This is a genomic window from Mesorhizobium sp. NPDC059025, from assembly GCF_042739655.1.
Taxonomy (GTDB): Bacteria; Pseudomonadota; Alphaproteobacteria; order Rhizobiales; family Rhizobiaceae; genus Mesorhizobium.
Map to the genome: position 1 here is coordinate 364,197 of NZ_JBHYIM010000005.1, position 26,025 is coordinate 390,221.

Sequence of the window (26,025 nt, forward strand, 5' to 3'; positions counted from 1 at the left end):
GTCCCTGTCGGCTAGCAGCTCCAGGCGGCTGTGCCGCCTCGCCCGCTGACGACGACGCCACTCCAATGCCCGCTGCAGATATCGTCGCATCGTTCTCATCGAGCCCTCCACAACTGTCCGGACAACCGGCTTTCGGGCGAGCCGGGACACATCAGAGGATTTCGTGGACTTCATATTCGACACCGCCCGGGCACCTTGCGCCCGTGGCGACCGATACGACCCGGTTCAGCCATTCATGGGCCGGCGCCGCGGTTTCGAAACAGGGCGTGGTGCGCAGGTAGTATTCGCTGGCATCGACGGGTTCGTTGCGGCGCAGCCGCTCGTCGACCTCTGGGGACGCGTGTCGGATGCCGCGATAGGTCATCAGCACCAGGCCGCCATCGTCGGCCACCAGCAGCAGCCTGACATCCTGCTGGAACGTGCCGTCCGGGCGGGCGAGGAGCAGGTCGGAGCCGATCAGCGGCGACACCTCGCCGCTGAGGCGCTCGCCGCGGAAATGCCCGCCAGCGACAGGAAAGATGCGCCGGCCGCCGGCCGGCGTCTGCCCGAGGTCCAGCGTCGGATGCAGTGCTATGGAAAGCGTGAACAGATGTCGTGATTGCAGGGGCACGGCCGATCTCCTATTTTTCCTGTTTCGGCCGACATCTGCGCCCGGGCGTTCCACTTTCAAAACGCGCATTGCTTGTCTGCTTCACAAGAGAAACTGTTCATGCGGCCATCGTTGGAATCCCTGCGGGTGCTCGAAGCCTGCGTGTCGGCCGGCAGTTTCGCGCGCGCGGCCGAACGCCTGTTCCTGACGCCGGCAGCGGTCAGCCTGCGCATCCGCACCCTCGAGGCCGAGCTTGGCCAGCCGCTGTTCGAGCGCGTCGGCCGGCGTGTCGTGCCGACCGCCGCCGCTGCCGTTCTGGCCGGTCGGGTTCATGAAGCATTGTCCGGCATCGCCGACGCGCTCGCTGATTTCCAGGCCGCGACACCGCCGCTTCGGCTGACGGCGCCACCGACATTTGCCTCGCGCTGGCTCGCCCCGCGCCTGGCGCGCTACGTCTCCCCCGTGCCGTCCAGCATCGAGCTCGATGTCTCGGCCGATGTGCGCGACGCTCAGGCATTCGATGTCGCGATCCGCACCGGCCGCGGCGGCTGGGCAGGGCTCGACGAATACCGGCTCACGCCGGTCGAAGTGACGCCGATGCTGGCGCCGTCCTTGATTGGCGCGCGCACGCTGGATGACGCATCTGCGCTGGCCGGTTTCGAACTCCTGCCGCACCCGGACTGGGGGCGGTGGTTTGCGGCAGCCCATTGTGAAACGCCTGCAGGCGTGCGCTTCGCGTCGGTCGATTATCCGACGCATGAGCTCGACGCCAACGCCGCCGTCGCCGGGCTTGGCGTGGCGTTGCTGTCGCCTTCCCTGTTCGAACCGCTTCTTGCCTCAGGGCAGCTGATAGCGCCCTTTTCCTGCGTGTTGAGCGGTCCGGCCTGGCATTTTGCGCTGGTGCGCACCGATGATGCCCGCCTTGCGCCCCGGCAGCTATGTGCCTGGCTGCACGAGCAGGCCCGGGACGCCGCTGTATGAGGAACGGGCTGCCTCGCGGCAGCCCGTAAGTGCGTGGCGTTGGGGGCCGGCGCCTCGCTCTTTTCCTTGTCAATGCTCGTGCTTGATCGGCACCGGCTTGCCGGTGGAATCGTAGAGCTTGCCGTCGAGGAAATAGTCGCCTTCGTGCAGGCAGGCGATGTCCTGGTAGCGCAGCGTGCGTTCCATGCCGGCGACGAACACCGACTGCTGGTCGGAATTGCCGGCCCGGAAGTGGTTGAACAGAAGGTTCATGGCAATCGCCATCACTGCCGCCGAGCTGATGCCGGAATGGAAGATGGTGGCGAACCAGGCCGGGAAATGTTCGTAGAACTGCGGCGCCGCGATCGGGATCATGCCGAAGCCGAGCGAGGTGGCGACGATGATCAGGTTCATGTTGTTGGTGTATTCCACCTTGGACAGCGTGCGGATACCGCTGGCCGCCACCGTTCCGAACAGCACCACGCCGGCGCCGCCGAGCACGGAAGGCGGCACCGCCGCGATGATCCTGCCCATGACCGGGAGCAATCCCAGCGCGATCAGGATCATGCCGGCGCTGGCCACCACATAACGGCTCTTCACGCCGGTGACGGCGACGAGCCCGACATTCTGGGCGAAGGCGCTTTGCGTGAAGGAGCCGAACAGCGGCGCCAGCGAGCTCGACAGCATGTCGGCGCGCAGGCCGTCGCCGAGACGGCGGGAATCGACCTTGGTGCCGATGATCTCGCCGACCGCCAGCACGTCGGCCGATGTCTCCACCAGCGTCACGATGATGACGATCAGCATCGAGATCGTCGCCGCCACTCCAAACACCGGCAGGCCGAAATGGAAGATCGTCGGCAGGGCGAAGAAAGGCCCGTCCGCCACCCTGGAGAAATCCGTCATCCCGAGCGCGGCGGCGACGATGGTGCCGATGACCATCGACAGCAGGATCGAAAGCCGGGAGATCGTGGCACTGCCCAGCTTGCTGAGCAGAAGCACGATCAGCAGCGTCAGGGCGGCAAGACCGATATTGGCCATGCTGCCGAATTCAGGCGAGGCGCTGTTGCCACCCATCGCCCAGCGGGCGGCCACCGGCATCAGGGTCAGGCCGATCGTGGTGATGACGATGCCGGTCACCAGCGGCGGGAAGAATTTGGTGATGCGCGAAAACACCGGCGTGATCAGAAGGCCGATCAGCGAGGCGACGATCACGGCACCGAACACCTGCGGTAGGCCGCCGCCGCCCGTCACGATCGCCGTCATGGTGGCGACACCGGCAAAGGACACGCCTTGCACCAGCGGCAGCTGGCAGCCGAAGAACGGGACGCCGAGCGTCTGCAACATGGTGGCCAGCCCGCCGGCGAACAGCGACGCCGTGATCAAAAGGCCGATCTCGTTTGGCGAAAGGCCGGCTGCCTGGCCGACGATCAGCGGCACGGCGACGATGCCGCCATACATGGTCAGCACATGTTGAAAGCCATAGGCGAGGTTGGCGAACAGGCCGAGCTGTTCGTCTTCGGGCCGCTCCTGCGCCTGCACCTGCACTTGCGATAACGTTGCGGTCAAACTGGTCTCCTCCCCTGCTTGAACGAAATACGCAGCTTTATCTTCGATGACTTGGACGCAAGAGATTAGACCTGCTTTTGGTGAAGCATTTTAAGACGCAGGATGGTAATCGGGCAGGAGTTGTGCTGGCCATCATGGGGCCTTCCACGCAGCAAACGTGGTGTGTAGGGCATTGGCAAAGCAGAAGTGGCCGTGGCGATTCCGCACCACGGCCATGCATGCAAGGGATTGTTTTTACCCGGGATTCGCCGAAGCGACGAGCCCTGTCTGCAGCCGCTTGCGCACGAACGGATAGCTTGCCGACAGGAGCACGAGGAACGGCACGCCGGCGATGAGGGTCAGCCGGAACGGTTCCGAGAACAGTGTGCTCACCATGATGGCGACCATGGTGAAGGCGCCGAGCAGCGTCAGCCACGGAAAACCGAGGAAGCGGAATGACGGGACCGGCCGACCCTCCCGCTCCCATTGCAGCCGGAAGAAGTAGTGCGACACGAAGATCATCAGCCATGTGAACATCGCGCCGAAGCTCGACAGGGACAGCATCGTCAGGAATGCGTCTTCCGGCCAGCGCACATTGATTGCCGTGGCAATGGCGATGCCGACGCAGGAAATGGCCAGCGCGTTCACCGGGATGCCGCGCGCGCTGATGGTGCCGAAGACGCGTGGCGCCAGGCCGCCTCTCGACAGGCTGAACAGCATGCGCGACGCGGTATAGAGCTGGCTGTTCATCGCCGATAGCGCGGCGATCAGGATGACGAAGTTCATGATGCCTCCGCCGCCGGAGATGCCGAGAAGTTCCATCACCTTCACGAAAGGGCTGCCGCCGGTGCCGATATCGGTCCAGGGAACGAGGGCGAGCATCAGCGACAGCGTCAGCAGATAGAACAGCGTCAGGCGAATGATCGTTGTCCAGAAAGCGCGGCGCACGGCCTGCTGGGGATTGTCGGCCTCACCGGCGGTGACGGCGATCATCTCGATGCTGAGATAGCTGAAGATGGAAACCATCACGGCCTGCCACATGCCCCACGAGCCGTTGGGCATGAAGCCGCCATGCTGGGTGTAATTGGCGAAACCCGCCCCCTCCGGCGGCGCGGCGAACAGGATGTAGGCTGCCACCAGGATGAAGGCGAGGATGGCGATGATCTTGGTTGACGAGAACAGGTATTCGATCGTGCCGAAGGCTTTGACGCTCGCCACGTTCACACCGATCAGGATCGCCGAGAACGCCGCGACCCAGAACCAGGGCGCCGAGGTCGGAAACCAGTAGGTCATGTATTCGCCGACGGCGCTGATTTCGAGGCCGACAGCCAGGACGAGGCTGATCCAGTAGCAATAGCGGACAAGGTAGCCGGCAAAGGGGTTGATGTAGCATTCGGCATAGGTGCCGAAGGCGCCGGACGTCGGCTGTGCCGTCGTCATCTCGGCCAGGCAGCCCATGATCAGCAGCGCGACGACGCCGCCGATGATATAGGAGATGATCACGCTTGGCCCGGCCAGGCCGATCGCGAATTTGCTGCCGAGGAAGAGCCCCGTGCCGATGGCGCCGCCGATGCTGATCATCGCCATCTGGCTGGCGGTCAGCTTGCGGCTCAACCCTCCCTCTCGTTTCACTGCGTTTTCGATCGTGTCCATGGTTTCCTCCCCATTCGATCGTTGTTGGATTTCTGGTGTTCGTGTCCCTCGGGAAACCTGTCTGGCGGCGCCGGCCGGTCAGCCGTTGAGAAGCCGTTCGAGCGCCTTGTCGAGCAGGGCGTGGGCCTCGGCATTGTGCGCGGCGAGAGCAGCGGCCAGCGCCGCGAAATCGCGCGCCATGGCGAGCTCGTAGAGTTCGAGATGCGCGTCGACCGTGTTCATCGTCTGGACCTCGTCGACGAGGTCGGTAGAGCCGGTCTGTTCCAGCCAGCCGCCCATGATGTAGCAGCGATAGCGATCCGTGTTGGTGTTCAGGATGTCGACCATGTGCAGGGCAGGGTTGTTGGTCGATCCTGCCAGCAGGGCGAGGTGCAGGCGCCGGTGCCCTTCGAGCCACAGGCGGTTGCTCTCATAGCTGCCCAGCGGCGACAGCGTGTCCATTTTCCTGAACTGGTGGAAGATGACAACGAGGTCCTGTTCGTGCTTGTCGTTCCAGTGTTCGGGCGAATCCCGCAAGATCAGCTGCTCGAGCGCGGTCTTCGTGTCGATCAGATGCCGCAGTTCGACCGGGTCGATCGCCGGTTGCCAGAAGCCTTTCTGGTGGTTGACTGTCACCAGCCCTTCGGCGGAAAGCTGGAACAGCGCTTCCCGCACCGGGGTGGTGCCGGCGTCCACGCGTTTCGCGATTTCCTCGACCCGGATCCGCGTGTTGGGGGTCAGGGTCGAGCTGATGACCAGCGCACGCACGTCATCGTAGACTTCCGAACGCCGCGGAACCGCCAGTTCGATCTTGCTCATCGTCATCAGCTGTCTCCATCCCGAATTCAAAACAGGCGTCACGTCACCAGCTTGCGTTCCGCGAAGCGCGGCTCGCGCCAGCGCCCGCTGCGCATGATGTCGGCCAGCGTCATGGCCGCGTCCCACACGTCGGCATGGGTGACGTAGAGCGGCGTGAAACCGAAGCGCAGGATGTCGGGGGCGCGGAAATCGCCGATGACGCCGGCATCGATCAGGGCCTGCATGATCGGCCAGCCGTGGTCGTGGGTCAGCGCAACCTGGCTGCCACGCTCGGCGTGGTCTCGCGGCGTCACCACCTCGAAGTCGAAATCGGCCAGCTCGGTGTCGACAAGCTCGATGAACAGGTCGGTCAGCCGCAGCGACTTGGCACGCAGTTTTGCCATGTCGAGGTCCTGGAAGATCTTCAGGCTCTCCAGCAGCGGCAGGTAGGAAAGGATCGGCGGCGTGCCGACGCGGAACTTCTCGATGGTGGCAGCCGGCGCATAGGTGCCGTCGAAGGCAAAGGGCGTCCTGTGCCCATGCCAGCCGGTCAGGGGGCTTTCCACCAGCGGCAGATGGCGGGCGGCGGCATAAAGCCAGGCCGGGCCGCCGGGACCGGCATTCAGGTATTTGTAGGTGCACCCGACCGCGAAATCGACCTTGGCGCTATTGAGATCGACGGCAAGGGCGCCGACCGAATGGCACATGTCCCAGACCACCAGCGCGCCGTTGGCGTGGGCTGCCTGGGTGATGCGTTTCATGTCGCGCAGCCGGCCGGTGCGATAATTGACATGGGACAGGCTCACCACCGCCGTGTCGGTTCCGAGCAGCGACAGCACGCTGTCGTCGTCGTCCTCGGCAAGCACCATGGCGTGGTCGGGAAAAAGCGTCCGTTGCATGCCCTGGACGACATAGAGGTCCGTCGGGAAGTTGTTGCGCTCGGAAATGATGGTCTTGCGGTCTGCTCTCAGCGACAGGGCAGCGTACAGCACCTTGTAGAGGTTGATCGAGGTGGAATCCCCGACCAGGACCTCGCCCGGTGCCGCACCGAGAAGACCTGCGAGCCGGTCACCCGCCTGCAGCGGCAGATTGTGCCAGTCGCGTTCGTTCCAGCTGCGGATCAGCTGCTGCCCCCAGCCCTGTGTCGCAGCCTCGGTCAAGGCCGACGGCACCGTGCGCGGCATGGCGCCGAGAGAATTCCCGTCGAGATAGATGAGGCCCTGCGGCAGGTCGAAGCGATCCCGGAACGGCGCCAGTTCGTCTTTTCCATCCAGCTCCACGCACGCCGCGCGATCGATGGACAGGCGCTCCTGAAGCGCCGCTGCACCCGTTCCGGTCATTCCTGATCTTTCCGTTTATCCGTCCCGCCCCGATAGAGCCCGTGCAAAATGACTCATATTTTGCAAATAGCAAGAAATTTATAAATTTTATGATTGATCGTCCATCATCGTTGACGACGGTACCGTTCAGCATCAAAAACTAAGGATTTGACCTAAGTATTTTATCGGGTTATCAAGCGCCCCGTTGCAGGCCTCCGCAGGCTTCCCGAGGGGCAGAGACATGACACCGCAAGCACTTGGCGCCACGCCGCCTCATATGCCCGATCCAGCAGTCGTGGATCGTATCTTTCGCGCGCTGTCGGATCCGACGCGTCGCAATGTCCTCGAGCGGCTCTCCGCGCAGCCCGCTTCGGTGAGCGAGCTAGCCGCGCCTTATGGCATGGCGCTGCCGTCCTTCGTCGAGCATCTGAAGGTGCTGGAGGGAAGCGGCCTGGTGCGTTCGCACAAGGCCGGGCGGGTGAGGACCTACGAACTGGCGGCCGATCAGCTGAGACTTGCCGAGGATTGGCTCGGCCGCCAGCGCAATCTCTGGGAACGCCGGCTCGATCGGCTGGACAGCTATCTGCTCAAACTGAAGGAGGAAGGTACCATATGACATTGCCCAAGATCACGGTCGACCCGAAGCTCGACCTCGTTCTGGAACGCGAGCTCGATGTGCCGGTGGAACTCGTCTGGCATGCCTGGACGACGGCGGAGCATCTGCGCCACTGGTTCGTTCCGAAACCCTGGACGATCACCGCTTGCGATCTGGACGTGCGCCCCGGCGGCGCCATGAACTTCACCATGCGTTCGCCCGAAGGCCAGGAGTTCCCCAACAGCGGCTGCTATCTCGAAGTGAAGTCGTTCGAGCGCCTGGTCACCACCGACACGCTGCTCGGCGGCTATCGGCCATCGCCCAATCCGTTCTTCACCGCGGTGCTGGATTTTGCCAGCAACGGCAAGGGTACGCGCTACCGCGCCATCGCCATCCATGGCGAGGAAGCCAGCCGCCAGAAGCACGAGGAAATGGGCTTCCACGACGGCTGGGGCACCGTCGTGTCGCAGATGGTGGAGTATATCAAGGCCGGCCGCATGGCCGGTTGACAGCGGTTCGATCGTGGCTGCCAGCCAGATCGAATTGATTGCCTGGGCCGGGGCCTGCACGTCGTTGTGCTGGCCCCGGCCACTCCTGCCGAAAGGTGTACCTTGCGCCGGATTGGCTCGGCACCGGCCAGGTACCACGCAGCTTCGCTAGGCTGCCGGTTCGTAGATGTAGGATGCTTCTTCGGACTTCAGCCGGCCCATCCCTGGCCTGCCGAGATGCGCGCCGGCGATCCAGGTTCCTTGGCTTGCCGCCTGCCGCAGGATCTTCGACCGTGTCGCGCGCGCTGTGATCTGGTCGTCGTCATAGCCCCAGCTGAGTGTCGGGTCGGCAAACTGCAGTGCCGGAACATGCACGACATCGCCGAAGAACAGGAAATGGTCTTCATCGGTCCTGAGGGCGTAGCCGACATGGCCTGGAGCATGGCCGCGCAGCGCCACCACCTGAAGTCCGCTCTCCAGCCGGTCGCCGTCCCGCACGGGCTTCAGCAGAGGCCGGAATGCCGCGAGATGCGTCTTTGCAAGGAAGCCCTTGACGGCGTCTTCGCCAATCACGATCGCCTCCAGTTTCGGCAAGAGCGCGTGGCCATGCGGCGTCAGCAGGCCGCTGACATGGTCTTCGTGCGCGTGCGTGGCTGCCATGGTCGTGATCGAAGCCGGGTCGATCCCGGCTCGCATCATCACCTTCTCAAGCCTGCCCATGGTCGGCTCCCAGCTGCCGCCGGCGCCGCAATCGATCAGGACGCTTTGACCATCGGGGCTCGCGACGACGAAACAATTGACGGAAAGGCGAACCCGATCCTCGGCCTGCACGATCGCAGGAAAGGGATTGTCGCTGGCGTCCCTCAACAGAGCTGCCTCCATGTCGACATAGCCGTCGGAAAGCGACCAGATGCGCCATCCCCCGGATGTCGCAGCCAGCACGTCGACGCTGTGGGAAAGGATCTTCATGCTGCACCCCGTCGCGGTTTTGATATCCTGGCTTTTACAACGTCTTGTCCGGATTTCAGTGTGCCAGCTTTCCCCTTGGCGCAGTTGCAGATCGCCGCCGCGACCCGCGAGGGTTCCTCCCAATGCGGGTTGTGCCCCGCGAGCGGCAGATCGACGACCGTCGCTTCGGGCAGTGCCGAGACCAATGCCGCGCGGTCGCGGCTGCCGAAGAGCGTATCTTGGACGCCATTGACGAGGACGGTTTCGATGCCGCCGCGCGCGTGTACCCTGGAGGTGAGGTCGACACGTCGGATCAGTTCCAGCATCGAGCGCCAGCGGGCGGCGGGCATCTTGGATGCCTCCTGCGCAATTTTTTCAAGGAAGGCTTTGGGCACGTCCTCCCGGCAATGGTGCCAATAGTCGAAGAATGGATCCGTGGGGTGGATGGGATCGCGCAGTGCCTTCAGGCCGGCGGTGACCGGATGCCCGTCTCCGATCCGCGGGCGCAGTGAGCAGCCGATGAGAACGAGCGCCCCGAACAGGCCGGGCGCCGCCGCGCAAGCCTCTATCGCGACCATCGCGCCGAGCGAGTGTCCGACGAGAACCGGGCGATGCAGATCCTTCGCCATGACCAGCGCGATCAGGTCAGACGCGAAGCAGCCCAGTCCGTCTGGCTCCGCGCCGAACGAGCCGCCATGGTTGCGCAGGTCCGGGATCAGCAGCCGATGCCCGGCCAGGTGCGGCATCAGCAGGGAGAAGCTGCGGCTGGTGTCGGTGAAGCCGTGCACCAGCACGACAGCCGGCTCGATGCCGGCTTCTTCGACGAATGCAACCGTTCCGTCCTGCAAGGGAAGCTGGCGCTTGCGGCCAGCCCAGCTGTCCTGTTCGACGGAAGTGCTCACAGGCCGAGCTTTGCCTTGACGGCTTCCAACCCGGGCTTGCCGTCGAACGTGGTGACGCCCGCCAGCCATGCAGCCAGCTTTTCCGGGCTCTGCCTGATGGCCTTCAGGCCGGCATCCTGCGGCTGCATGCCATCGTTGATCAGGTAGCCCATGCCCGCATTTTCGAAATCGATGTCGAAGGCGAGGTTGTTGAGGAGTTGCCCGACATTGGGGCATTCATCGGCGTAGCCCTTGCGGGTCTGCGTCGACACGGTCGCGGCACCGAAGTCCGGGCCGTAATATTTGTCGCCTCCGGTGAGGTACTTGAAATCATACATCGTGTTCATGGGGTGCGGCGCCCATCCCTGGAAGACGATGAACTTCTTCTCCTTGATCTTGTAGCCGACCTCCGAAAGCATCCCGGCCTCGCTGGACTCCACCACCTTCCAGCCCTTCAGGTCGAGTGCGGGGTCGGCGATCGCATCGAGCATGAGCTGGTTGGAACCGGGCTCGATGCCGTACATCTGATGCTCGAACATATCGGCGAACTTGCTCAGGTCCTTGAAGTCCTTGACGCCGGCCTCCCAGACATAGGTCGGCACGGCAAAGGTGTATTTGGCGCCGGTCAGGTTGACGCGCACGGTGTCGATCGAACCGTCTTTCCTGTACGGATCGAAATAGCTGACCATGGCCGGGTTCCAGTAGCCCAGGAAGACATCGAGATCGTTGTTCTTCATGCCTTCGTAGATGACGTTGATCCCCAGAATGTCGCTCTTCGGCGTGTAGCCGAGTGCGTCGAGGACGACGTTGGCCACCCCGGTGGTGAACGCAAGGTCGTTCCATCCCGGCTCCGCCATGCGCACGGTGCGGCAGGAATCCGCATCGCCGGCAATCGCGACTCCCGTTGAAAACGCCAGGGCGAAAAACGAAGCGACACCCTTGAACCCGTGCATGGCAATCTCCCTTTGACCCATTGGTATGTTTATTGTCCCATAGGTCAATTCTTGATCTGATGGGACGGCGCTGTCAATATGCCCGCGGAACCGGGAGTGGATTTTGAAACTCACACGCATCAGCGACATCCGCCGCAGGGAATTGCGGCAGGCGGCCTTTGCGGTCCTGCAGCAGGAGGGTGCCGCCGGGACGACCCTGGAGAAGGTCGCCGCGCAGGCCGGCGCATCCAAGGGCATCGTGCTGCACTATTTTCGCAGCAAGCAGGAGTTGTTCGAGCACGCGATGCGCGAGGCCAACGCCGTGTTGCGGGACGCGGTGATCGTCAGGCTGCGGCGCGCGCGCACCTCGGCCGAAAGGCTGGATGCGGTGATCGAAGGCAATTTCGAACCGCACCTCTTCCAGCCGTCTGTCTGCCACGCCTGGCTTTCACTGTGCGCCGAGGTCCCGCGCGACGAAAACCTGGCCCGCATCCAGACCGTGCTTCATGCCCGCATGCGTTCTAATCTGATGTCGGCGTTGCGGCAGCTCGCTCCCGCCGCGCTGGCAGAAGAGGTTGCGCTAGGCGTTACGGCCCTGATCGATGGCCTCTGGCTGAGGCTGGGGCTGCAGCCCGGCAGCATCTCCCGCGAGCAGGCCGTTGCGCAGGTCAGGGATTTCGTTGCGGCGCGGCTGAGATCCTAGAGCAATTCCAGGAAAAGCGCATAGCGGTTTTCCGTCCGGAATTGTTTGAAAACAAAGAGCGTTTCCAGCTTTCTTGAAAGCGCTCGCACCCTTTGCGTCAGGCCTTGTGCCGCCGGTTGATGCTCGACGGCCGCCCGGCGATGTTCAGCGCCATGTCGCGCTTGGGCCGTTCGGCCACCACCTTGCCCCTGGCGATCACGCACAGCCGTTCGGCGCGCAGCCGCAGCGCCTCGATCGGGTTGCCGGCATCCAGCATCACCATCGAGGCGGTCTTGCCGACTTCGATGCCGAGATGATCCAGCCCCATGATGGCGGCGTTGACGCTGGTGACCATGTCGAAGCAGCGCGCCATGTCGGCGGGCGATGACATCTGCGCCACATGCAGGCCCATGAAGGCGACGTCCAGCATGTCGGCGGTGCCCAGCGAATACCACGGGTCGAGCACGCAGTCCTGGCCCCAGCCGACGCGGATGCCGGCCTTCAGCATCTCCGGCACGCGCGTCATGCCGCGCCGCTTCGGATAGCTGTCGTGGCGGCCCTGCAGCATGATGTTGATCAGCGGATTGGGGATGGCCGACACCTGCGCTTCGGCGATCAGCGGGATCAGCTTCGAGACGTAGTAGTTGTCCATCGAATGCATCGAGGTTAGGTGCGAGCCGGCGACGCGGCCCTGCAGGCCGAGCCGCTGCGTTTCATAGGCCAGCTGCTCGATATGGCGTGACAGCGGATCGTCGGTTTCGTCGCAATGGATGTCGACCATCAGTCCGCGCTGGGCGGCGATCTCGCAGAGCTCGGTCAGCGAGCGCCGTCCGTCTTCCATGGTGCGCTCGAAATGCGGAATGCCGCCGACGATGTCGGCGCCGAGATCGAGCGCGCGGATGGTGTTTTCGCGCGCGTTGGGCGCGCGGTAGAGCCCGTCCTGCGGGAAGGCGACGAGTTGCAGGTCGATATAGGGCGCGACCTCCTTCTTCACCTCCAGCAGCGCTTCGACGGCCAGCAGGCGGTCGTCGCAGGTGTCGACATGCGTGCGGATGGCGAGCAGTCCCATCGACACCGCCCAATCGCAATAGGCGAGCGCGCGCTGCTTCACCGCCTCATGCGTCAGCAGCGGCTTCAGCTCACCCCACAGGGAGATGCCTTCGAGCAGCGTGCCCGAGGCGTTGATGCGCGGAATGCCGTAGGACAGCGTGGCGTCCATATGGAAATGCGGATCGACGAAAGGCGCCGACACCAGATTGCCGGTGGCGTCGATGACGCGGCCGGCTTCGGCCTCGATCTTCGGCTCGATCGCCGCGATCCTGTCGCCCTGGATGGCGATGTCCGCGACGCGGCCATCAGCCAGCGTTGCCGTCTTGACGATCAGGTCGAAATTCATCGCTCGCCTTTCTGGTAGGGGACCATGAGCGCCTTTGGATAGGTCGCCCGCCTTGCAACCACAATGAGGGCAAGGATCGAAAGCGCATAGGGCAGCATCAGGAACACCTGGTAGGGAACCATGCCGCCGGAGAGCTGCTGCAGGCGGATCTGGTAGGCGTCGAAGGCGGCGAACAGGATCGCGCCGAGCAGTGCCTTGCCGGGTCGCCACGAGCCGAACACCACCAGTGCGATGCAGACCCAGCCGCGCCCGTTGATCATGTTGAAGAAGAACGAGTTGAACGCCGACATGGTCAGGAAGGCGCCGCCGATTGCCATCAGCGCGCTGCCGGCCATCACCGCGCCCATGCGCACGGCGGTAACCGAGATGCCTTGCGCCTCAACGGCACCCGGGTTTTCACCGACCGCGCGCACGGCAAGGCCGAGCGGCGTGCGGTACAGCCCCCAGGCGACGACGATCACCAGGATGAAGGCGAGATAGGTCAGCGGCGTCTGCGTGAACAGCGCTTCGCCGACCACCGGCAGTTTCGACAGGCCGGGTACTGCCCAGGGCTGGAACGGCTCGATCTTCGGTGGCGAGGTCACTTCGGGCAGGGCCAGTCGGTAGACATAATAGGTCAGGCTTGTCGCCAGCAGCGTCACGCCGATGCCGACGACATGCTGCGACAGGCCGAGCGGCACGGTGAGCAGCGAGTGCAACAGGCCGAAGGCCATGCCGACCAGAGCGGCGACCAGCACGCCGGTCCACAGGTCCCCGCCCATATAGACGGTGAACCAGCCGGCGAATGCGCCGGCGGTCATGATGCCCTCGATGCCGAGATTGAGCACGCCGGCGCGCTCGCAGATCAGTTCGCCCATGGTGGCGAAGATCAGCGGCGAGGCGATGCGGATAGCGGCGACCCAGAAGCTGGCGGTGAAGAGGATCTCGACGGCGTCCATCATTTCCACTTCACCCGGTATCTCGACAGCATGATCGCCGTCACCATGGTCAGCAGCGAGGTCGCCACCATCACGTCGGCAATGTAGCTCGGCACGCCGGCGCTGCGGCTCATGGCGGCCGCGCCGACGAAGATGCCGGCGACGAAGATCGCCGAAAACACCACGCCGATCGGGTTCAGCATGGCAAGCATGGCGACGACGATGCCGGTGTAACCGAAGCCTGGCGACAGATCGAGCGTCAGGCTGCCCTTGAGACCGGCGACCTCGGAGAAGCCGCCAAGCGCCGCGATGCCGCCGGACAGCAGCGCCGTCTTCATCAGCACGCCGTTGACCGGCATGCCGAGGAAGCGCGCGGCCTCGGCATTGTGGCCGACGGCGCGCATCTCGTAGCCGAGCACGGTCTTCTTCATCACGAACCACAGGCCGACGGCCAGCGCCACCGCGATGACGAAACCATAATGCAGGCGCTTGCCGGTGATGACGCGCGGCAGCTGCGCCTCGGCGATGATCTTGGGCGATTGCGGCCAGCCGAGCGCCATCGGATCCTTCAGAACGCCTTCCAGCAGCATGGAGACGAACAGCAGCACGATGAAGTTGAGCAGCAGTGTCGTCACCACCTCGTCGACGCCGAAGCGCAGCTTCAGCCAGGCCGGCCCGGCCAGCAGCAGCGCGCCGCCGATGAGTGCCGCCAGCATCACCAGCGGCACCAGGATGATCGCCGGCAGCGGCAGCGCCCCGGTACCCAGCACCACCGTGATGATGGCGCCCATATAGAGCTGCGCTTCCGCGCCGATGTTCCACAGCCTGGCGCGGAAGGCGACGGCAACGGCAAGGCCGGTGAAGATCAGCGGCGTCGCGCGCGTCAGCGTTTCCAGGATCGCGAATTGCGAACCGGCCGCACCTTTCAGCACCAGCCGGAACACCGAGAACGGATTGGCGCCTGCCAGCATCACCAGCACGCCGGCGATCACGAACGTCACCGCGATCGCCGCAGCCGGGTAAAGGATCGACATCGCCAGCGACGGCGCTGGTTTAGGTTCAAGCCGCATGGTGCCGTCCGCTGAAGCAGGAGTTCATTGCCTAGGCCGCCTCGTGCCCGGCCATCATGGCGCCGATCTGCCTGATGGTGAGTTCGCCGCGCGCCGACGGCTTCGACAGCCGCCCTTCCGAGATCACCACGATGCGGTCGGATAGCGCCAGCAGTTCCTCCAGGTCCTCAGAGACCAGCAGCACGGCGGCGCCGCGTGCACGCGCCTCGAGCAGCCTGGAATGCACATAGGCGACGGCCCCGACATCGAGCCCGCGCGAGGGCTGGTTGGCGAGGATGACTGAGGGGTCGGGGTCGAGCGCGCGGCCGAGGATCAGCTTCTGCATGTTGCCGCCCGAAAGCAGCCGGATGCGCGCCTCGGGCGAGGGGCACTTCACTTCATAGTCGTCGATGATCGACTGCGCGAAGGTACGCGCGGCCGCCCAGTCGACAAGCCCGCCGCGGCTGAAGCGGCGATCGCGATAGCGCTCGGCGATCACGTTCTCGCTGACGCTCATGTCGGCGATGGCGCCTTGTCTGTGCCGGTCCTCCGGCACGCGGGCGATGCCGGCTTGCAATGCCGCCAGCGGCGACCATGTCGTCACGGTGGTGCCGTTGACCCGCACCGTGCCCGACACCGGCGCCTCCATGCCGGCGAGCAGCCCGGCCAGCGCGGCCTGGCCGTTGCCCGAAACGCCGGCGACGCCGGTGATCTCGCCGCCATGCAGCGCGAGTTCGATGTCCTGCAGCGCCGTGCCGTGGGCGCGCCGTGCGGTCGAGACCCCCTTCAGCTCATAGAGCAACGCCCCGCGCTCGACTTTGGCCACGACAGGTGGCGTCACTTCGCGCCCCACCATCAGGGCGGCCAGCTCGTGGCGATTGGTCTCGCCTGTACGGCGCTCGCCCGACAGCTTGCCGGCGCGCAGCACCAGCACGCGATCGCTCGCCATCATCACCTCGTTCAGCTTGTGCGAGATGAAGATCACCGACAGGCCCTTGGCCACCAGCAGTTTCAGCGTCTTGAACAGCGCCTCCGTTTCGGTCGGCGTCAGCACCGCCGTCGGCTCGTCGAGGATCAGCACCCTTGCGTCACGGTAGAGCGCCTTGAGGATCTCGACGCGCTGGCGTTCGCCGACCGAAAGATCGGCAACGAGCGCATCCGCCTTGACGGCCAGCCCGAAATCCCGGGCCAGCTGGTCGATCTTGGCGCGCGCGGCCGAACGGTCGAGTTTCAGCCGAAACAAGGGTTGCGTGCCGAGCGCGATGTTGTCGATCACGCTCATATTGTCGGCCAGTGTGAAGTGCTGGTGCACCATGCCGACGCCGGCAGCCAGCGCCGCCTTCGGGTCTCCCGGCGGCAGCGGCTTGCTGAACACCTCGACGCTGCCTTCGTCGGCCACATAGTGACCGAACAGGATGTTCATCAGCGTCGTCTTGCCGGCGCCGTTCTCGCCGAGCAGGGCGATGACCTCGCCCTGCCGGAGTTCGAACGAAATGCCGTCGTTCGCGGTCAGCGCACCGAAACGCTTGGTGATGCCCGAAAGCCTGAGTGCCGGAGCGTTTTGGATGAAGCTGGTCGAAGGTGATGTCATCCGGTGCGTCCTTCGAGGCTCGCCCGGCCAAGACAGGGCTTGCCTTGCACCGACCTGCGGGCTCGCACCTCAGGATGAGGACCGTTGTGGCAGGTCGAGAGGAAACTTCGAAACACGTTGGATTTTGGGCGCCGTTGCACGACAGCCCTCATCCTGAGGTGCGAGCCTGCACAGCTTTGAAAAAATTGCCAAGAACCATGCGGGCGAGCCTCGAAGGACGCACCAGATCGATGCTGCATGTCTTCGAAACTCCCTGATCGCGACCCCTATCAGCTCGACTTCGGCTCCTTGTCGTCGATCTCGATCGTCAGGCTGCCGTCCTTGATCGCCTTTTCCTTCTCGGCGACCTTGGCCATGACTTCTGCCGGCACTTTGCCGTCGAATGAACCCAGCGGCGCCAGCGAGCAGCCGCCGTTCTTCATGAAGGAATAGACGCCATAGTCCTCGGCCTTGAAGGCACCGGCCTTCACCTGCGCGATCGCGTGGTCGAGGGTAGGCTCGAAATGCCACAGCGCCGAAGCCACCACCGTGTCGGGATAGTCCTTCTGCGTGTCGATGACGTTGCCGACCGCCAGCACCTTGCGCTCCTTGGCCGCATCCGAAACGCCGAAACGTTCGGCGTAGAGCAGGTCGGCGCCGGCGTCGATCTGCGCGAAGGCGGTTTCCTTGGCCTTGGGCGGGTCGAACCACGAGCCTATGAAGGCGATCTGGAACTTGGTGTCGGGCGCGCTCTCCTTCACGCCGGCGATGAAGGCATTCATCAGCCGGTTCACTTCCGGGATCGGATAGCCGCCGACCATGCCGATGTTCTTCGACTTGGTCATCGCGCCGGCGATCAGGCCAGTGAGATAGGACGCGTCCTGGATGTAGTTGTCGAAGGTCGCGAAATTGGCCGCCTTCGCCGCGTCGGGCTTGAAGCTGGAGCCGGCGAGGAAGGCGACGTCCGGATAATCGGCAGCGACCGCGCGCGCCGCGTCCTCGACGCCGAAGACTTCGCCCAGGATCAGCTTGTGGCCTGCCTCGCAATATTCGCGCAGCACGCGCTCGTAATCGGTGTTGGCGGTGTTCTCCGAGAAGACATACTCGATGTCGCCGCGTTCCTTGGCGGCATTGGCCGCCTTGTGGATGCGGCTCACCCACTGCTGCTCGACCGGAACCGTATAGACGGCCGCGACCTTGATTGGATCGGCGGCGAAGGCGCGGCCGGCGAAGCCGCCGGTCATGGCGAGTGCGGCGCCGGCACCGACGCCCTTCAGGATGGTGCGGCGGGACGGCGTGAAGGAGCTGGAAGTCGACATGTTGCTTGGTTCCCCTGGCTGGCTTTTTTATCTTTTGGTCAAAACTACCAAGAGACTCGCGCGAGCACAATGTGCCGTGGCGATGACACAGGATGCCGGGCGAGGCAATTTCCAGATGGCGGAAGCCCACAGGAAGCTGCTCGTCGCGCCGCCGCGATCCATGCAAGGTCGACGCCGTTATCGGGCGTGTACCGTCCGCACCACATCGATGAAGGCGCGCAACTTCGGTTGGCTCTGCGTCGCCGCCGGGAAATAGAGGAAGATGCCGTCATCCTTGCCGATCTGGTCGGCGAACAGGAGCTGCAGTTCGCCGCGTTCGACCTCCTCATGGACCTCCAGCTCCTGGACATAGCCAAGCCCGATCCCGGCCTTCACCAGTCGGACGAGCGCCAGCCGGTCGTCCACGATCAACTGCTGGGGCATCTTCACGCGGATCGTCCTTCCGCCGCGCTCGAACTCCCAGATGTGAAGCGCTCGCGAGGATGGGAACCGGAACAGGATGGCCTTGTGCCGCGGCAGGTCCTCGAGCCGCCTCGGTGTGCCCGAACGGGCGAGATAGTCGGGTGTCGCCGCGATGGCCCATCTGTTTTCCGGCGTCAGCCGCACCGCGATCATGTCCTTGTCGATGGCCTCGCCCAGGCGGATGCCGGCATCGAAGCCTTCGGCGACAAGATCGACGAGCGCGTCGTTCAGCGAGATGTCGAGCACGACCTTCGGATACAGCTCCTGGAAACGCTCGATGATCGGCTGGATCGGATAGCGCATTGCGCTTCGCGGGATGGTGAGGCGCAGCGTGCCTGCCGGCACCGACTGGGCCGTGCTCAGGGCCTCGAGCGCATCGCTGATCTCGTTGGCCGCGCGATCGAGGCGCTGGAACAGTTCCGCGCCGGCCTCGGTCAACCGCACCTGCCGGGTCGTGCGCTGGAAGAGCCTGGTCTGGTAGCGCGTCTCGAGCGCCCGTATCGCCTTGCTCATCGCGGTCGGGCTGATATCGAGCGCCTCGGCGGCAGCGGTGAAACTGCCATGGCGTGCGACTGCCAGGAAGTGCGGCAGTCCGTCGAACAGGTCGCGATTCATCGGCTGAGCCAGTCCGGAGCGTTTGATGTGTCTGGAGGGTAGCCTACAACTATGAACCCTGGGTTCAAGACCCTTGTCGTCACCTGTAGATTATCTCCATAATCAGAATTGCTACATGCCACCCGTCGCAGACCCGATCCCTGGGCTGCAGTCAGGGCCTGCCGAATGGCGGTGGGCGAAGGAGTGAGCATGTCACAGACAGTTCTCATAACCGGCTCGTCGACCGGCATCGGCCGGGAAACCGCCAGGCTGTTTCAGGCGCGAGGCTGGAACGTTGTAGCCACGATGCGGACGCCGGAAAGCGAGACCGAGCTCAACCGGCTCGACAATGTCCGGGTCCTGCGCCTCGACGTGACGGATGAAGCCAGCATCCGTGACGCCGTCGCCGAAGGCATAAGCGCGTTCGGTTCGATCGATGTCCTGATCAACAATGCCGGTTTCGGCGCTTATGGCCCGCTCGAGGCGACGTCGCTCGAAACCATCCGCAAACAGTTCGACACCAACGTCGTCGGCCTGCTCGCGGTCACCCGGGCGGTGCTTCCGCACATGCGCAGCCGCCGCTGCGGCACGATCGTCAACATCAGCTCGATGGGCGGTCGCGTCGCGTTTCCGCTGGGCTCGCTCTATCACGGCAGCAAGTTCGCGGTGGAAGGTCTGACCGAGGCGCTTTCCTACGAGCTCGGTGCGATCGGTGTGCGGGTCAAGCTCGTCGAGCCGGGCATGACCAAGTCTGATTTCGGCAGCCGTTCGCTTGTCTTCAGTTCCGACGAGTCCATGCCCGAATATGCCGTGCTGGTGAAGGGCACGGTGGAAGCCTTTGCCACCCTGCCGGCGGCGGAAACATCGGATGTCGCCGAGACGATCTTTGCGGCCGCCACCGACGATGCGGAGCGCCTGCGTTATCCGAGCGGCAACGACGCCAGGATGTTCATCGACATGCGCCGCGAGCAGGACGACGAGACCTTCGCGCGGTCTCTGAAGCGCATGTTCAACATGTGACGCCGCGCCTTTTCCTGCGAAGGCTGCACGACAGCCTGCGCGGGTCAGGCCGTTGATCCTGCACGCCGGAAGCTGGATGGCGTCATGCCGGCCAGCCTGCGGAACGATTTGTTGAAGGCGCTCAGCGAACCGAAGCCGCTTTCCATGGCGATGTGCAGCACGTTGGCGTCCTCCTCGCGCATCAGCATCGCCTGCGCGTAGCTGAGGCGCAAAAGGTTCAGGTACTCGTTGAGGGTCATGCCGGTGGAGCGCCGGAAGACGCTCATGGCGTATTTCGGATGGATGGCGAATTCGGCGGCGATGTCGGCGATGCCGATGTCGTCGCGAAAATTGTCGGCGATGTAGGTACAAAGACGCAGAGCCAATGGCAGCGCGCGCTGATCGAATTCCTCGGCGGCGGTTGCGGCGCCCACGCCGGGCAGCAGCTCATAAGGCTCGAAACGCATGCGCTCGATCCGCAGCAGCAATTCGTTCACGGCGTGCGCGGCCTTCGTCGCATCGCCAGATCGGGCATAGAGGTTCCAGCGCTCGAAATTGCAGCAATCGGCTGGATCGGTCGCGCGCAGGAGGAGCACCTGGCCTGCCATCAGGTGCTGCTGGACGCCGGTCGGCAGGTTCAGCCGGAAGAAATGCACCAGCGGCAGATGCGCGCCCGCATAGATGGTGTCGTCGCTGCGCCAGTCCATCTGATGCGGGATGCCGCCCCAGAACAGGCAGAGATCGCCTTTCGTCAGCAGAACCTCGCGCTCGGCCATCCGGTAATGGACCTTGCCTTCCACGATGAAGTTCACCTCGACCTGGGCGTGCCAGTGCGGCGCCTCCATGACCACGGGATGCGTGTGGAACATCTGCAATTGCATGGGGAAGGCTTCAACCGTGCTTGCGCCGGTACGCCAGTAGGAATCGCTCGCTACCTTGCCGTTCACCAAGAAGAGAGCTCCTTTCGCCGAGCGAAGAACCGCGTGCAGTGTAACGCGGTCCTTTCCAAGCGCAAATGGAAGGCCAGCCGGCAAAGCCGGGACGCATGCAATCGATGCCGGGATACCGCGATCTTACCATTCGGCAAATTCATGTTCCGTTTGCGGGAGACCGGCCTGTTCCATCGGCTAATCTCGGCCTGCTCCGGGAGAGAGCAATCGAAATGGGAGGAACAGGATGCGTAACACACTCGTGTGCGCGGCGATGGCGCTTGCGCTGAGCCAGGGTTCGGCGCTTGCCCAGTCCGGCGAGATCACGATCTGGAGCTGGAACATCGCCGCCTCGTCGCTGAAGGAGACGGTCGCCGGCTTCAACAAGCAGCACCCCGACATAAAGGTGAACGTCCAGGACCTCGGCAACCAGCAGGTGTTCGACAAGACCCTCGCCGGCTGCGCCGCCGGCGGCGCCGGGCTGCCCGACATCATCACGGTCGAAAACCAGGAAGCCGAGATATTCTGGAACCAGTTTCCCGACTGCTTCGCCGACCTGAAGACGCTCGGCTACACCGACGCCACGGCCAAGCTTTTCCCCGAATTCAAACGCGTCGAACTGGAAGCGAACGGCAAGGTCTATGCCATGCCCTGGGATTCCGGTCCGGTTACTGTGTTCTACCGCCGCGACTTCTATGAGAAGGCGGGTGTCGATCCGGCGTCCATCAGGACCTGGGACGATTTCATCGCCGCCGGCAAGAAGATCACGCTGGCCAATCCCGGTGTCATCATGACCGAGGCCGACCTCAACGGCGACGACGAATTCTTCCGCATGATCTCCAACGAACAAGGCTGCGGCTACTTCTCGCCCGACGGTTCCACCATCACCGTCAACCAGCCCGGCTGCGTCACCGCGCTGGAAACGGTTCGGAAGATGAAGGCGGACAACCTCGTCAGCGCCGCCAACTGGGACGAGAAGATCCAGGCTACCAAGGCCGGCAAGGTCGCGACGCATATTTTCGGCGGCTGGTACGAAGGCACGATCCGCTCCAATGCCAAGGAACTTGCCGGCAAATGGGGCGTCTATCCGTTGCCCAGCGCAACCGTGGACGGTCCGCATGCGGCCAATCTGGGTGGCTCGTCGCTGGCGATCACCGAAGCCTCCAAGAACAAGGAAGCCGCCTACGCCTTCACCAGCTACGCGCTGGGCACGGTCGAGGGCCAGGTCACCATGCTGAAGGCTTACGGGCTGGTGCCGTCGCTGCTGTCCGCGCTCGATGATCCGTTCGTGCAATCGGGCCAGCCTTACTGGGGCGACCAGAAGATATGGGTCGACGTGCTGTCGACCCTGCCCAAGGTCAAGCCAAGCCGTGGCACGACCTATTTCACCGACGCCAACAAGATCCTCACCGCCACGCAGCTGAAATACATCGAAGGCGGTTATCCGGATGCCAAGGCAGCGCTCGACGATGCCGCCAGGCAGATCGAGTTGGCAACAGGTCTGCCCCTGTCCCAGTAACCTCCCCAGGGACGCCGGCAGCGGGGACTAGAGCGTCTGTTCCGACCGCAATTGACGCTCTAGTCCCGATTTTCGGGCCGATATGCTGTGTCCTGTCGCCGGTGTCTCTTGTTTCTGGAGTTGGAATGCGGCCCCGCACACTCACCGCCTACGGTTTCCTGACGCCGTATCTGCTGATCTTCCTCGCCTTCTGGGTGTGGCCGATCATCAGCTCGTTCTGGATGTCGTTCCTCAACACGCGTCGCCTGCCATGGACATTCGCGCCGCAGGCCAACTGGGGCCGCCTGCTGGTCGATCCGGCCTTCGCCAATGCGCTGAAGAACACGCTGATCATCCTCGTCGTGCAGGTGCCGGTCATGATCACGCTGGCGACGGTGCTGGCCGTGCTGCTGCATTCGCCTCTGCTCAGGGCGCGTGGACTGTTCCGCTTTGCCTTCTTCGCACCCGTCGTGGTCGGCGAAGTCGCCTATGCCGCCGTCTTCCGGCTGATGTTCAATTATGAGTTCGGCATCATCAACAAGCTGCTGGCTCTGATCGGCATCGCGCCGATCTCCTGGACCTCGAACCCGACCGCAGCCATGGCGCTGATCATCATCGCCGTCACCTGGCGCTGGGCCGGCTACAACGCCATCCTGATCCTGGCCGGCCTGCAGTCCATCCCGCAGGACCTCTACGAGGCCGCGACGCTCGACAAGGTCTCGAAGACCCGCCAGTTCCTGTTCATCACCGTACCGCTGCTCAGGCCGATAATCCTGTTCTGCATCGTGCTGTCGATCATCGGCACCATGCAGCTGTTCACCGAGCCGTTCCTCATCACCAATCGCGGCGGTCCCGGCGGCGCCACGGAAACGCTCGGCATGCTGCTCTACCGGCAGGGCTTCCTGTCGTTCAACTTCGGCTATGCCTCGAGCATCGCCTACACCATCGCGGCGATCGCCATGGCGCTTTCGCTGCTCAACATGTGGGCCGGAAAGGAGCGCCGCTGATGCCGTCCTTCACTTCCCGGACAGCTCGCGCCATGGCGCTCCATGCGGTGCTGCTGCCGCTGGCGCTGATCTGGCTGTTTCCGCTCTGGACGATGTTCGTCTTCGCCACGCTGCCCGATGACGGCATCTTCGGCTCGACCATACAATTGCTGCCGTCGACAGCCTTTGCCGACAATTTCGCCAATCTGCAGCACGACACGGATTTCATCCGCGCCATGGTGATCTCCATCATCGTGGCGACCGTCTACACGCTGCTGTCGGTGGCGCTCACCGCGATGGCCGGCTGGGCGCTGGCCCGCTATCGCTTCGTCGGACGCACGGCGGTGATCGGCATCATCTTCGGCACGATCACCTTGCCCTATTTCGTCGTCGTCATCCCGCAATTCATCATGGTTGCGCGCGACTTCAACATGGCCAACAGCTGGTTCGCGCTGATCGTGCCGCCGCTGTTCAATTCGCTCGGCGTGCTGTTCATGCGCCAGTCCTTCACGATGCTGCCGGAAGAGGTATTCGATGCGGCGCGGGTCGAAGGCATCAGCGAATGGCGCACGTTCTTCCACATCGCGCTGCCGATGACACGGCCGACGCTCGCCGCGCTGTCGATCATCCTCTTCCTGCACAGCTGGAACAACTATCTGTGGCCGCTGCTGGTCAACAGCCGGCCGGAGATGATGACCGCGCCGGTGGCGCTGGGCAGCCTGATCGGCCTCACCAAAGTGTCCTGGGGAGGCATCATGGTCGGCGCGGTGGTGCTGACCGCACCGATGCTTGCCCTGTTCGTCGCCCTGCAACGCCATTTCATCGCCGGAATCTCGGCCGGTGCGGTCAAGTGACCGTCCCGGCCCGCTGCCAATCGAGGAGACCATCATGAACACGCCGAACAAGATCCGTTGGGGCATCGTCGGCCCGGGCAACATCGCCAGGGCTTTTGCCGGTGGGGTTGCGCATTCGCGCAGCGGCGTTCTGGCCGCCATTGCCACGCGTGATCCCGGCAGGCCCGATCTCGCCGAAGCCTTTCCCGGCGCGCGGATCCTGCGGGGATACGATGCGCTGCTCGAGGATCCGGACGTCGATGCGGTCTACATCGCCACGCCTCACCCGGGCCACGCCGAATGGGCGATCAAGGCGCTCGAGGCCGGCAAGCACGTGCTGGTCGAGAAACCGATGGCGCTGACCGCCTTCGAGGCGGATGCTATCATGCATGCGGCCCGCAAGGCAGGCCGCTTCCTCGGCGAAGCCTACATGTATCGCCTGCATCCGCAGACCTTGAAACTGGTCGATCTGATCAAAGGCGGCGCCATCGGCGAAGTGCGGCTGATCCGTTCCAGCTTCGGTTATGCGATGCCGTCCGTCATGCCCGAGCACCGTCTTTTCGCCAACGACCTTGCCGGCGGCGGCATTCTCGATGTCGGCGGCTATCCGGTTTCCATGGCCCGCCTGATTGCCGGTGCGGCGGCAGGCGAGCCGTTCCTCGATCCCGAAAGCGTCACCGGTGCCGGCCATCTCGGTGTGACAGGTGTCGATGAATGGGCTTCTGCGCTGCTCAAGTTTGCCAACGGCATCGTCGCCGAGGTCTCCTGTTCCATCTTGCTCGCCCAGGACAATGTGCTGCGCATATTCGGCACGAAGGGACACATCGAAGTCGCCGATTTCTGGTTTGCCTCTGGCAAGCAGGGCGGCACTGGTTACATCGATGTCGTTACCGCCGACGGCAGGCAGGCGGTCGAAGTCCATGAAGAGGGCTGGCTCTATTCCTTCGAGGTCGATGCGGCCGGTGACGCGATCATGGCCGGTGGGCAGGAATTCGCCTGGCCGGGCATGGATTGGACCGACAGCCTGGGCAACCTGCGCGTCATGGACAGATGGCGTGCCGCGATCGGCCTCGAATACGGTATCGAGAAAGCGGGCGGCCGCCCGAACACGATTTCGGGGCGCAGGCTTGCCCGCAACGGCACGCGCATCCTGAAGCGCCTAGTCCCGGGCCTCGACAAGCCGTCTTCGGTGCTGGCACTCGGCTTCGAGGATTTCCGCACCTTCTCCTCCGGCGCGATCCTGCTCGATGCCTTTTTCGAGGCCGGCGGCAATCTCTTCGACACGGCCTTTGTCTATGGCGGCGGCTATACCGAAAAACTGTTCGGCGAATGGCAGCGCAATCGCGGCACGCGCGCGGAATCGGTCGTCATCGGCAAGGGCGCCCACACGCCGTTCTGCACGCCCGATGCGATCGGCAGGCAGCTGACGGTATCGCTCGACCGGCTGCAGACCGATCACGTCGACGTCTATTTCATGCACCGCGACAATCCCGACGTGCCGGTCGGCGAATTCGTCGATGCCATGGATGCCGAGGTGCGGGCAGGCCGCATCCGTGGCCCGGTCGGCGGTTCCAACTGGACGCGCGAGCGCATGGCGGCGGCAATCGACTATGCCGAAAAGAACGGCAGGCAGGCTCCCGGTGCATTGTCCAACAATTTCTCGCTGGCCGAGATGCTGGTGCCGATCTGGGATGGTTGCGTCGCCTCCTCCGACGCCGGCTGGAGGCAATGGCTGATCCAGCGGCAGATGCCGAATTTCGCCTGGTCGAGCCAGGGGCGCGGCTTCTTCACCGAACGTGCCGGCCGCGACAGGCGTGACAGCGAGGAACTGGTGCGGGTCTGGTATTCCGAGGACAACTTCGCTCGTCGCGACAGGGCGATCGAACTGGCCGGCCGCCTTGGCAAGAGCCCGATCCATGTGGCGCTGGCCTACGTGCTGGCGCAGCCATTCCCGTCCGTTCCCCTGATCGGGCCGAGGACGCTGGGCGAGCTGGACGACAGCCTGCAGGCGCTCGACATCACGCTGTCGCAGGCGGATCTCGACTGGTTGCTCAACGGGCCGTCACCACAACGCAAGGCCGGATGAATGCCGTCGCAGCGCATC

Annotated in this window: 24 protein-coding genes; 9 read left to right on the plus strand and 15 right to left on the minus strand. The window is 64.0% G+C overall.

The features are described 5' to 3' along the window. Positions 1–151 precede the first annotated feature (151 nt). Positions 152–610 carry a DUF3237 domain-containing protein gene (locus ACFWYE_RS15270; RefSeq protein WP_379112421.1) on the minus strand — a complete coding sequence of 153 codons (459 nt, stop codon included), beginning with the start codon at positions 608–610 and terminating at the stop codon, positions 152–154. Positions 611–709: 99 nt separating this feature from the next. Here ACFWYE_RS15270 and ACFWYE_RS15275 point away from each other — a divergent pair, with 99 nt between their 5' ends. Next, complete coding sequence (locus ACFWYE_RS15275; RefSeq protein ID WP_379112423.1) at positions 710–1,570, plus strand: LysR family transcriptional regulator; 861 nt, start codon at positions 710–712, stop codon at positions 1,568–1,570. Between the two features lie 69 nt (positions 1,571–1,639). On the opposite strand, the gene ACFWYE_RS15280 is transcribed toward ACFWYE_RS15275, so the two are convergent. The 4 genes from ACFWYE_RS15280 to kynU form a co-directional block, all read right to left on the minus strand. Further along, positions 1,640–3,115 (minus strand): nucleobase:cation symporter-2 family protein, encoded by a 1,476-nt coding sequence (locus ACFWYE_RS15280; protein ID WP_379112425.1) that lies wholly within the window; start codon positions 3,113–3,115, stop codon positions 1,640–1,642. A 234-nt stretch (positions 3,116–3,349) separates the two neighbouring features. Next, a complete protein-coding gene (locus tag ACFWYE_RS15285) occupies positions 3,350–4,747 on the minus strand; it encodes an amino acid permease (RefSeq protein ID WP_379112427.1) in 1,398 nt (465 codons plus the stop codon). Positions 4,748–4,825: 78 nt separating this feature from the next. Further along, positions 4,826–5,551 carry a GntR family transcriptional regulator gene (locus ACFWYE_RS15290; RefSeq protein ID WP_379112429.1) on the minus strand — a complete coding sequence of 242 codons (726 nt, stop codon included), beginning with the start codon at positions 5,549–5,551 and terminating at the stop codon, positions 4,826–4,828. A 32-nt stretch (positions 5,552–5,583) separates the two neighbouring features. Next, complete coding sequence (gene kynU / locus ACFWYE_RS15295) at positions 5,584–6,864, minus strand: kynureninase (protein ID WP_379112431.1); 1,281 nt, start codon at positions 6,862–6,864, stop codon at positions 5,584–5,586. A 220-nt stretch (positions 6,865–7,084) separates the two neighbouring features. Between kynU and ACFWYE_RS15300 the strand changes: the two genes are divergently transcribed. Together ACFWYE_RS15300 and ACFWYE_RS15305 are read left to right on the plus strand one after the other, a co-directional pair. Continuing rightward, the gene (locus ACFWYE_RS15300; RefSeq protein ID WP_379112433.1) at positions 7,085–7,459 is read left to right on the plus strand and encodes an ArsR/SmtB family transcription factor; all 375 of its coding nucleotides are present in this window, start codon (positions 7,085–7,087) and stop codon (positions 7,457–7,459) included. After that, positions 7,456–7,947 carry an SRPBCC family protein gene (locus ACFWYE_RS15305; RefSeq protein WP_379112434.1) on the plus strand — a complete coding sequence of 164 codons (492 nt, stop codon included), beginning with the start codon at positions 7,456–7,458 and terminating at the stop codon, positions 7,945–7,947. The genes ACFWYE_RS15300 and ACFWYE_RS15305 overlap by 4 nt, the downstream gene beginning before the upstream one ends. A gap of 147 nt (positions 7,948–8,094) precedes the next feature. Here the strand turns inward: ACFWYE_RS15305 and ACFWYE_RS15310 are convergent, their stop codons facing one another. Genes ACFWYE_RS15310 through choX form a run of 3 tightly spaced genes read right to left on the minus strand, consistent with a single transcriptional unit; the run spans position 8,095 to position 10,708 of the window. Further along, on the minus strand, positions 8,095–8,895 hold the full coding sequence (locus tag ACFWYE_RS15310) for an MBL fold metallo-hydrolase (protein WP_379112436.1): 801 nt from the start codon (positions 8,893–8,895) through the stop codon (positions 8,095–8,097). Further along, complete coding sequence (locus ACFWYE_RS15315) at positions 8,892–9,776, minus strand: alpha/beta fold hydrolase (RefSeq protein WP_379112438.1); 885 nt, start codon at positions 9,774–9,776, stop codon at positions 8,892–8,894. The genes ACFWYE_RS15310 and ACFWYE_RS15315 overlap by 4 nt, the downstream gene beginning before the upstream one ends. After that, entirely contained in the window at positions 9,773–10,708 is a 936-nt protein-coding gene (choX, locus tag ACFWYE_RS15320; RefSeq protein ID WP_379112440.1) for a choline ABC transporter substrate-binding protein, read from the minus strand. The genes ACFWYE_RS15315 and choX overlap by 4 nt, the downstream gene beginning before the upstream one ends. Positions 10,709–10,811: 103 nt before the next feature. Between choX and betI the strand changes: the two genes are divergently transcribed. Next, entirely contained in the window at positions 10,812–11,390 is a 579-nt protein-coding gene (betI, locus tag ACFWYE_RS15325; RefSeq protein ID WP_379112442.1) for a choline-responsive transcriptional repressor BetI, read from the plus strand. Positions 11,391–11,487: 97 nt separating this feature from the next. On the opposite strand, the gene ACFWYE_RS15330 is transcribed toward betI, so the two are convergent. The 6 genes from ACFWYE_RS15330 to ACFWYE_RS15355 all read right to left on the minus strand — a co-directional run bounded on the left by ACFWYE_RS15330 (position 11,488) and on the right by ACFWYE_RS15355 (position 18,697). Continuing rightward, positions 11,488–12,765 (minus strand): amidohydrolase family protein, encoded by a 1,278-nt coding sequence (locus ACFWYE_RS15330; protein ID WP_379112444.1) that lies wholly within the window; start codon positions 12,763–12,765, stop codon positions 11,488–11,490. Further along, the gene (locus ACFWYE_RS15335; protein WP_379112525.1) at positions 12,762–13,703 is read right to left on the minus strand and encodes an ABC transporter permease; all 942 of its coding nucleotides are present in this window, start codon (positions 13,701–13,703) and stop codon (positions 12,762–12,764) included. Before ACFWYE_RS15335 ends, ACFWYE_RS15330 begins: the two co-directional genes overlap by 4 nt. Beyond that, positions 13,703–14,752, minus strand: a complete 1,050-nt coding sequence (locus ACFWYE_RS15340) for an ABC transporter permease (RefSeq protein ID WP_379112446.1) — start codon at positions 14,750–14,752, stop codon at positions 13,703–13,705. The genes ACFWYE_RS15335 and ACFWYE_RS15340 overlap by 1 nt, the downstream gene beginning before the upstream one ends. Before the next feature lie 31 nt (positions 14,753–14,783). Next, entirely contained in the window at positions 14,784–16,322 is a 1,539-nt protein-coding gene (locus ACFWYE_RS15345; RefSeq protein ID WP_379112448.1) for an ABC transporter ATP-binding protein, read from the minus strand. Between the two features lie 269 nt (positions 16,323–16,591). Then, positions 16,592–17,620: a BMP family protein gene (locus ACFWYE_RS15350; protein ID WP_379112450.1), complete on the minus strand. Its 1,029-nt coding sequence runs from the start codon at positions 17,618–17,620 to the stop codon at positions 16,592–16,594. Between the two features lie 177 nt (positions 17,621–17,797). Continuing rightward, positions 17,798–18,697, minus strand: coding sequence for a LysR family transcriptional regulator (locus tag ACFWYE_RS15355; protein WP_379112452.1), 900 nt, complete (start codon positions 18,695–18,697; stop codon positions 17,798–17,800). A gap of 189 nt (positions 18,698–18,886) precedes the next feature. On the opposite strand from ACFWYE_RS15355, the gene ACFWYE_RS15360 reads away from it, so the two are divergent. After that, positions 18,887–19,696 (plus strand): SDR family oxidoreductase, encoded by an 810-nt coding sequence (locus ACFWYE_RS15360; RefSeq protein WP_379112453.1) that lies wholly within the window; start codon positions 18,887–18,889, stop codon positions 19,694–19,696. A gap of 44 nt (positions 19,697–19,740) precedes the next feature. Here ACFWYE_RS15360 and ACFWYE_RS15365 read toward each other — a convergent pair whose 3' ends face one another. Continuing rightward, positions 19,741–20,556 carry a helix-turn-helix domain-containing protein gene (locus ACFWYE_RS15365; protein ID WP_379112527.1) on the minus strand — a complete coding sequence of 272 codons (816 nt, stop codon included), beginning with the start codon at positions 20,554–20,556 and terminating at the stop codon, positions 19,741–19,743. Positions 20,557–20,851: 295 nt separating this feature from the next. Between ACFWYE_RS15365 and ACFWYE_RS15370 the strand changes: the two genes are divergently transcribed. The 4 genes from ACFWYE_RS15370 to ACFWYE_RS15385 all read left to right on the plus strand — a co-directional run bounded on the left by ACFWYE_RS15370 (position 20,852) and on the right by ACFWYE_RS15385 (position 26,007). Then, the gene (locus ACFWYE_RS15370; protein ID WP_379112454.1) at positions 20,852–22,123 is read left to right on the plus strand and encodes an ABC transporter substrate-binding protein; all 1,272 of its coding nucleotides are present in this window, start codon (positions 20,852–20,854) and stop codon (positions 22,121–22,123) included. Positions 22,124–22,248: 125 nt separating this feature from the next. Further along, a complete protein-coding gene (locus tag ACFWYE_RS15375; RefSeq protein ID WP_379063777.1) occupies positions 22,249–23,109 on the plus strand; it encodes a carbohydrate ABC transporter permease in 861 nt (286 codons plus the stop codon). After that, positions 23,109–23,942: a carbohydrate ABC transporter permease gene (locus ACFWYE_RS15380; protein ID WP_379063775.1), complete on the plus strand. Its 834-nt coding sequence runs from the start codon at positions 23,109–23,111 to the stop codon at positions 23,940–23,942. The genes ACFWYE_RS15375 and ACFWYE_RS15380 overlap by 1 nt, the downstream gene beginning before the upstream one ends. A 34-nt stretch (positions 23,943–23,976) precedes the next feature. Next, a complete protein-coding gene (locus ACFWYE_RS15385) occupies positions 23,977–26,007 on the plus strand; it encodes an aldo/keto reductase (protein ID WP_379112455.1) in 2,031 nt (676 codons plus the stop codon). Positions 26,008–26,025 lie beyond the last annotated feature (18 nt).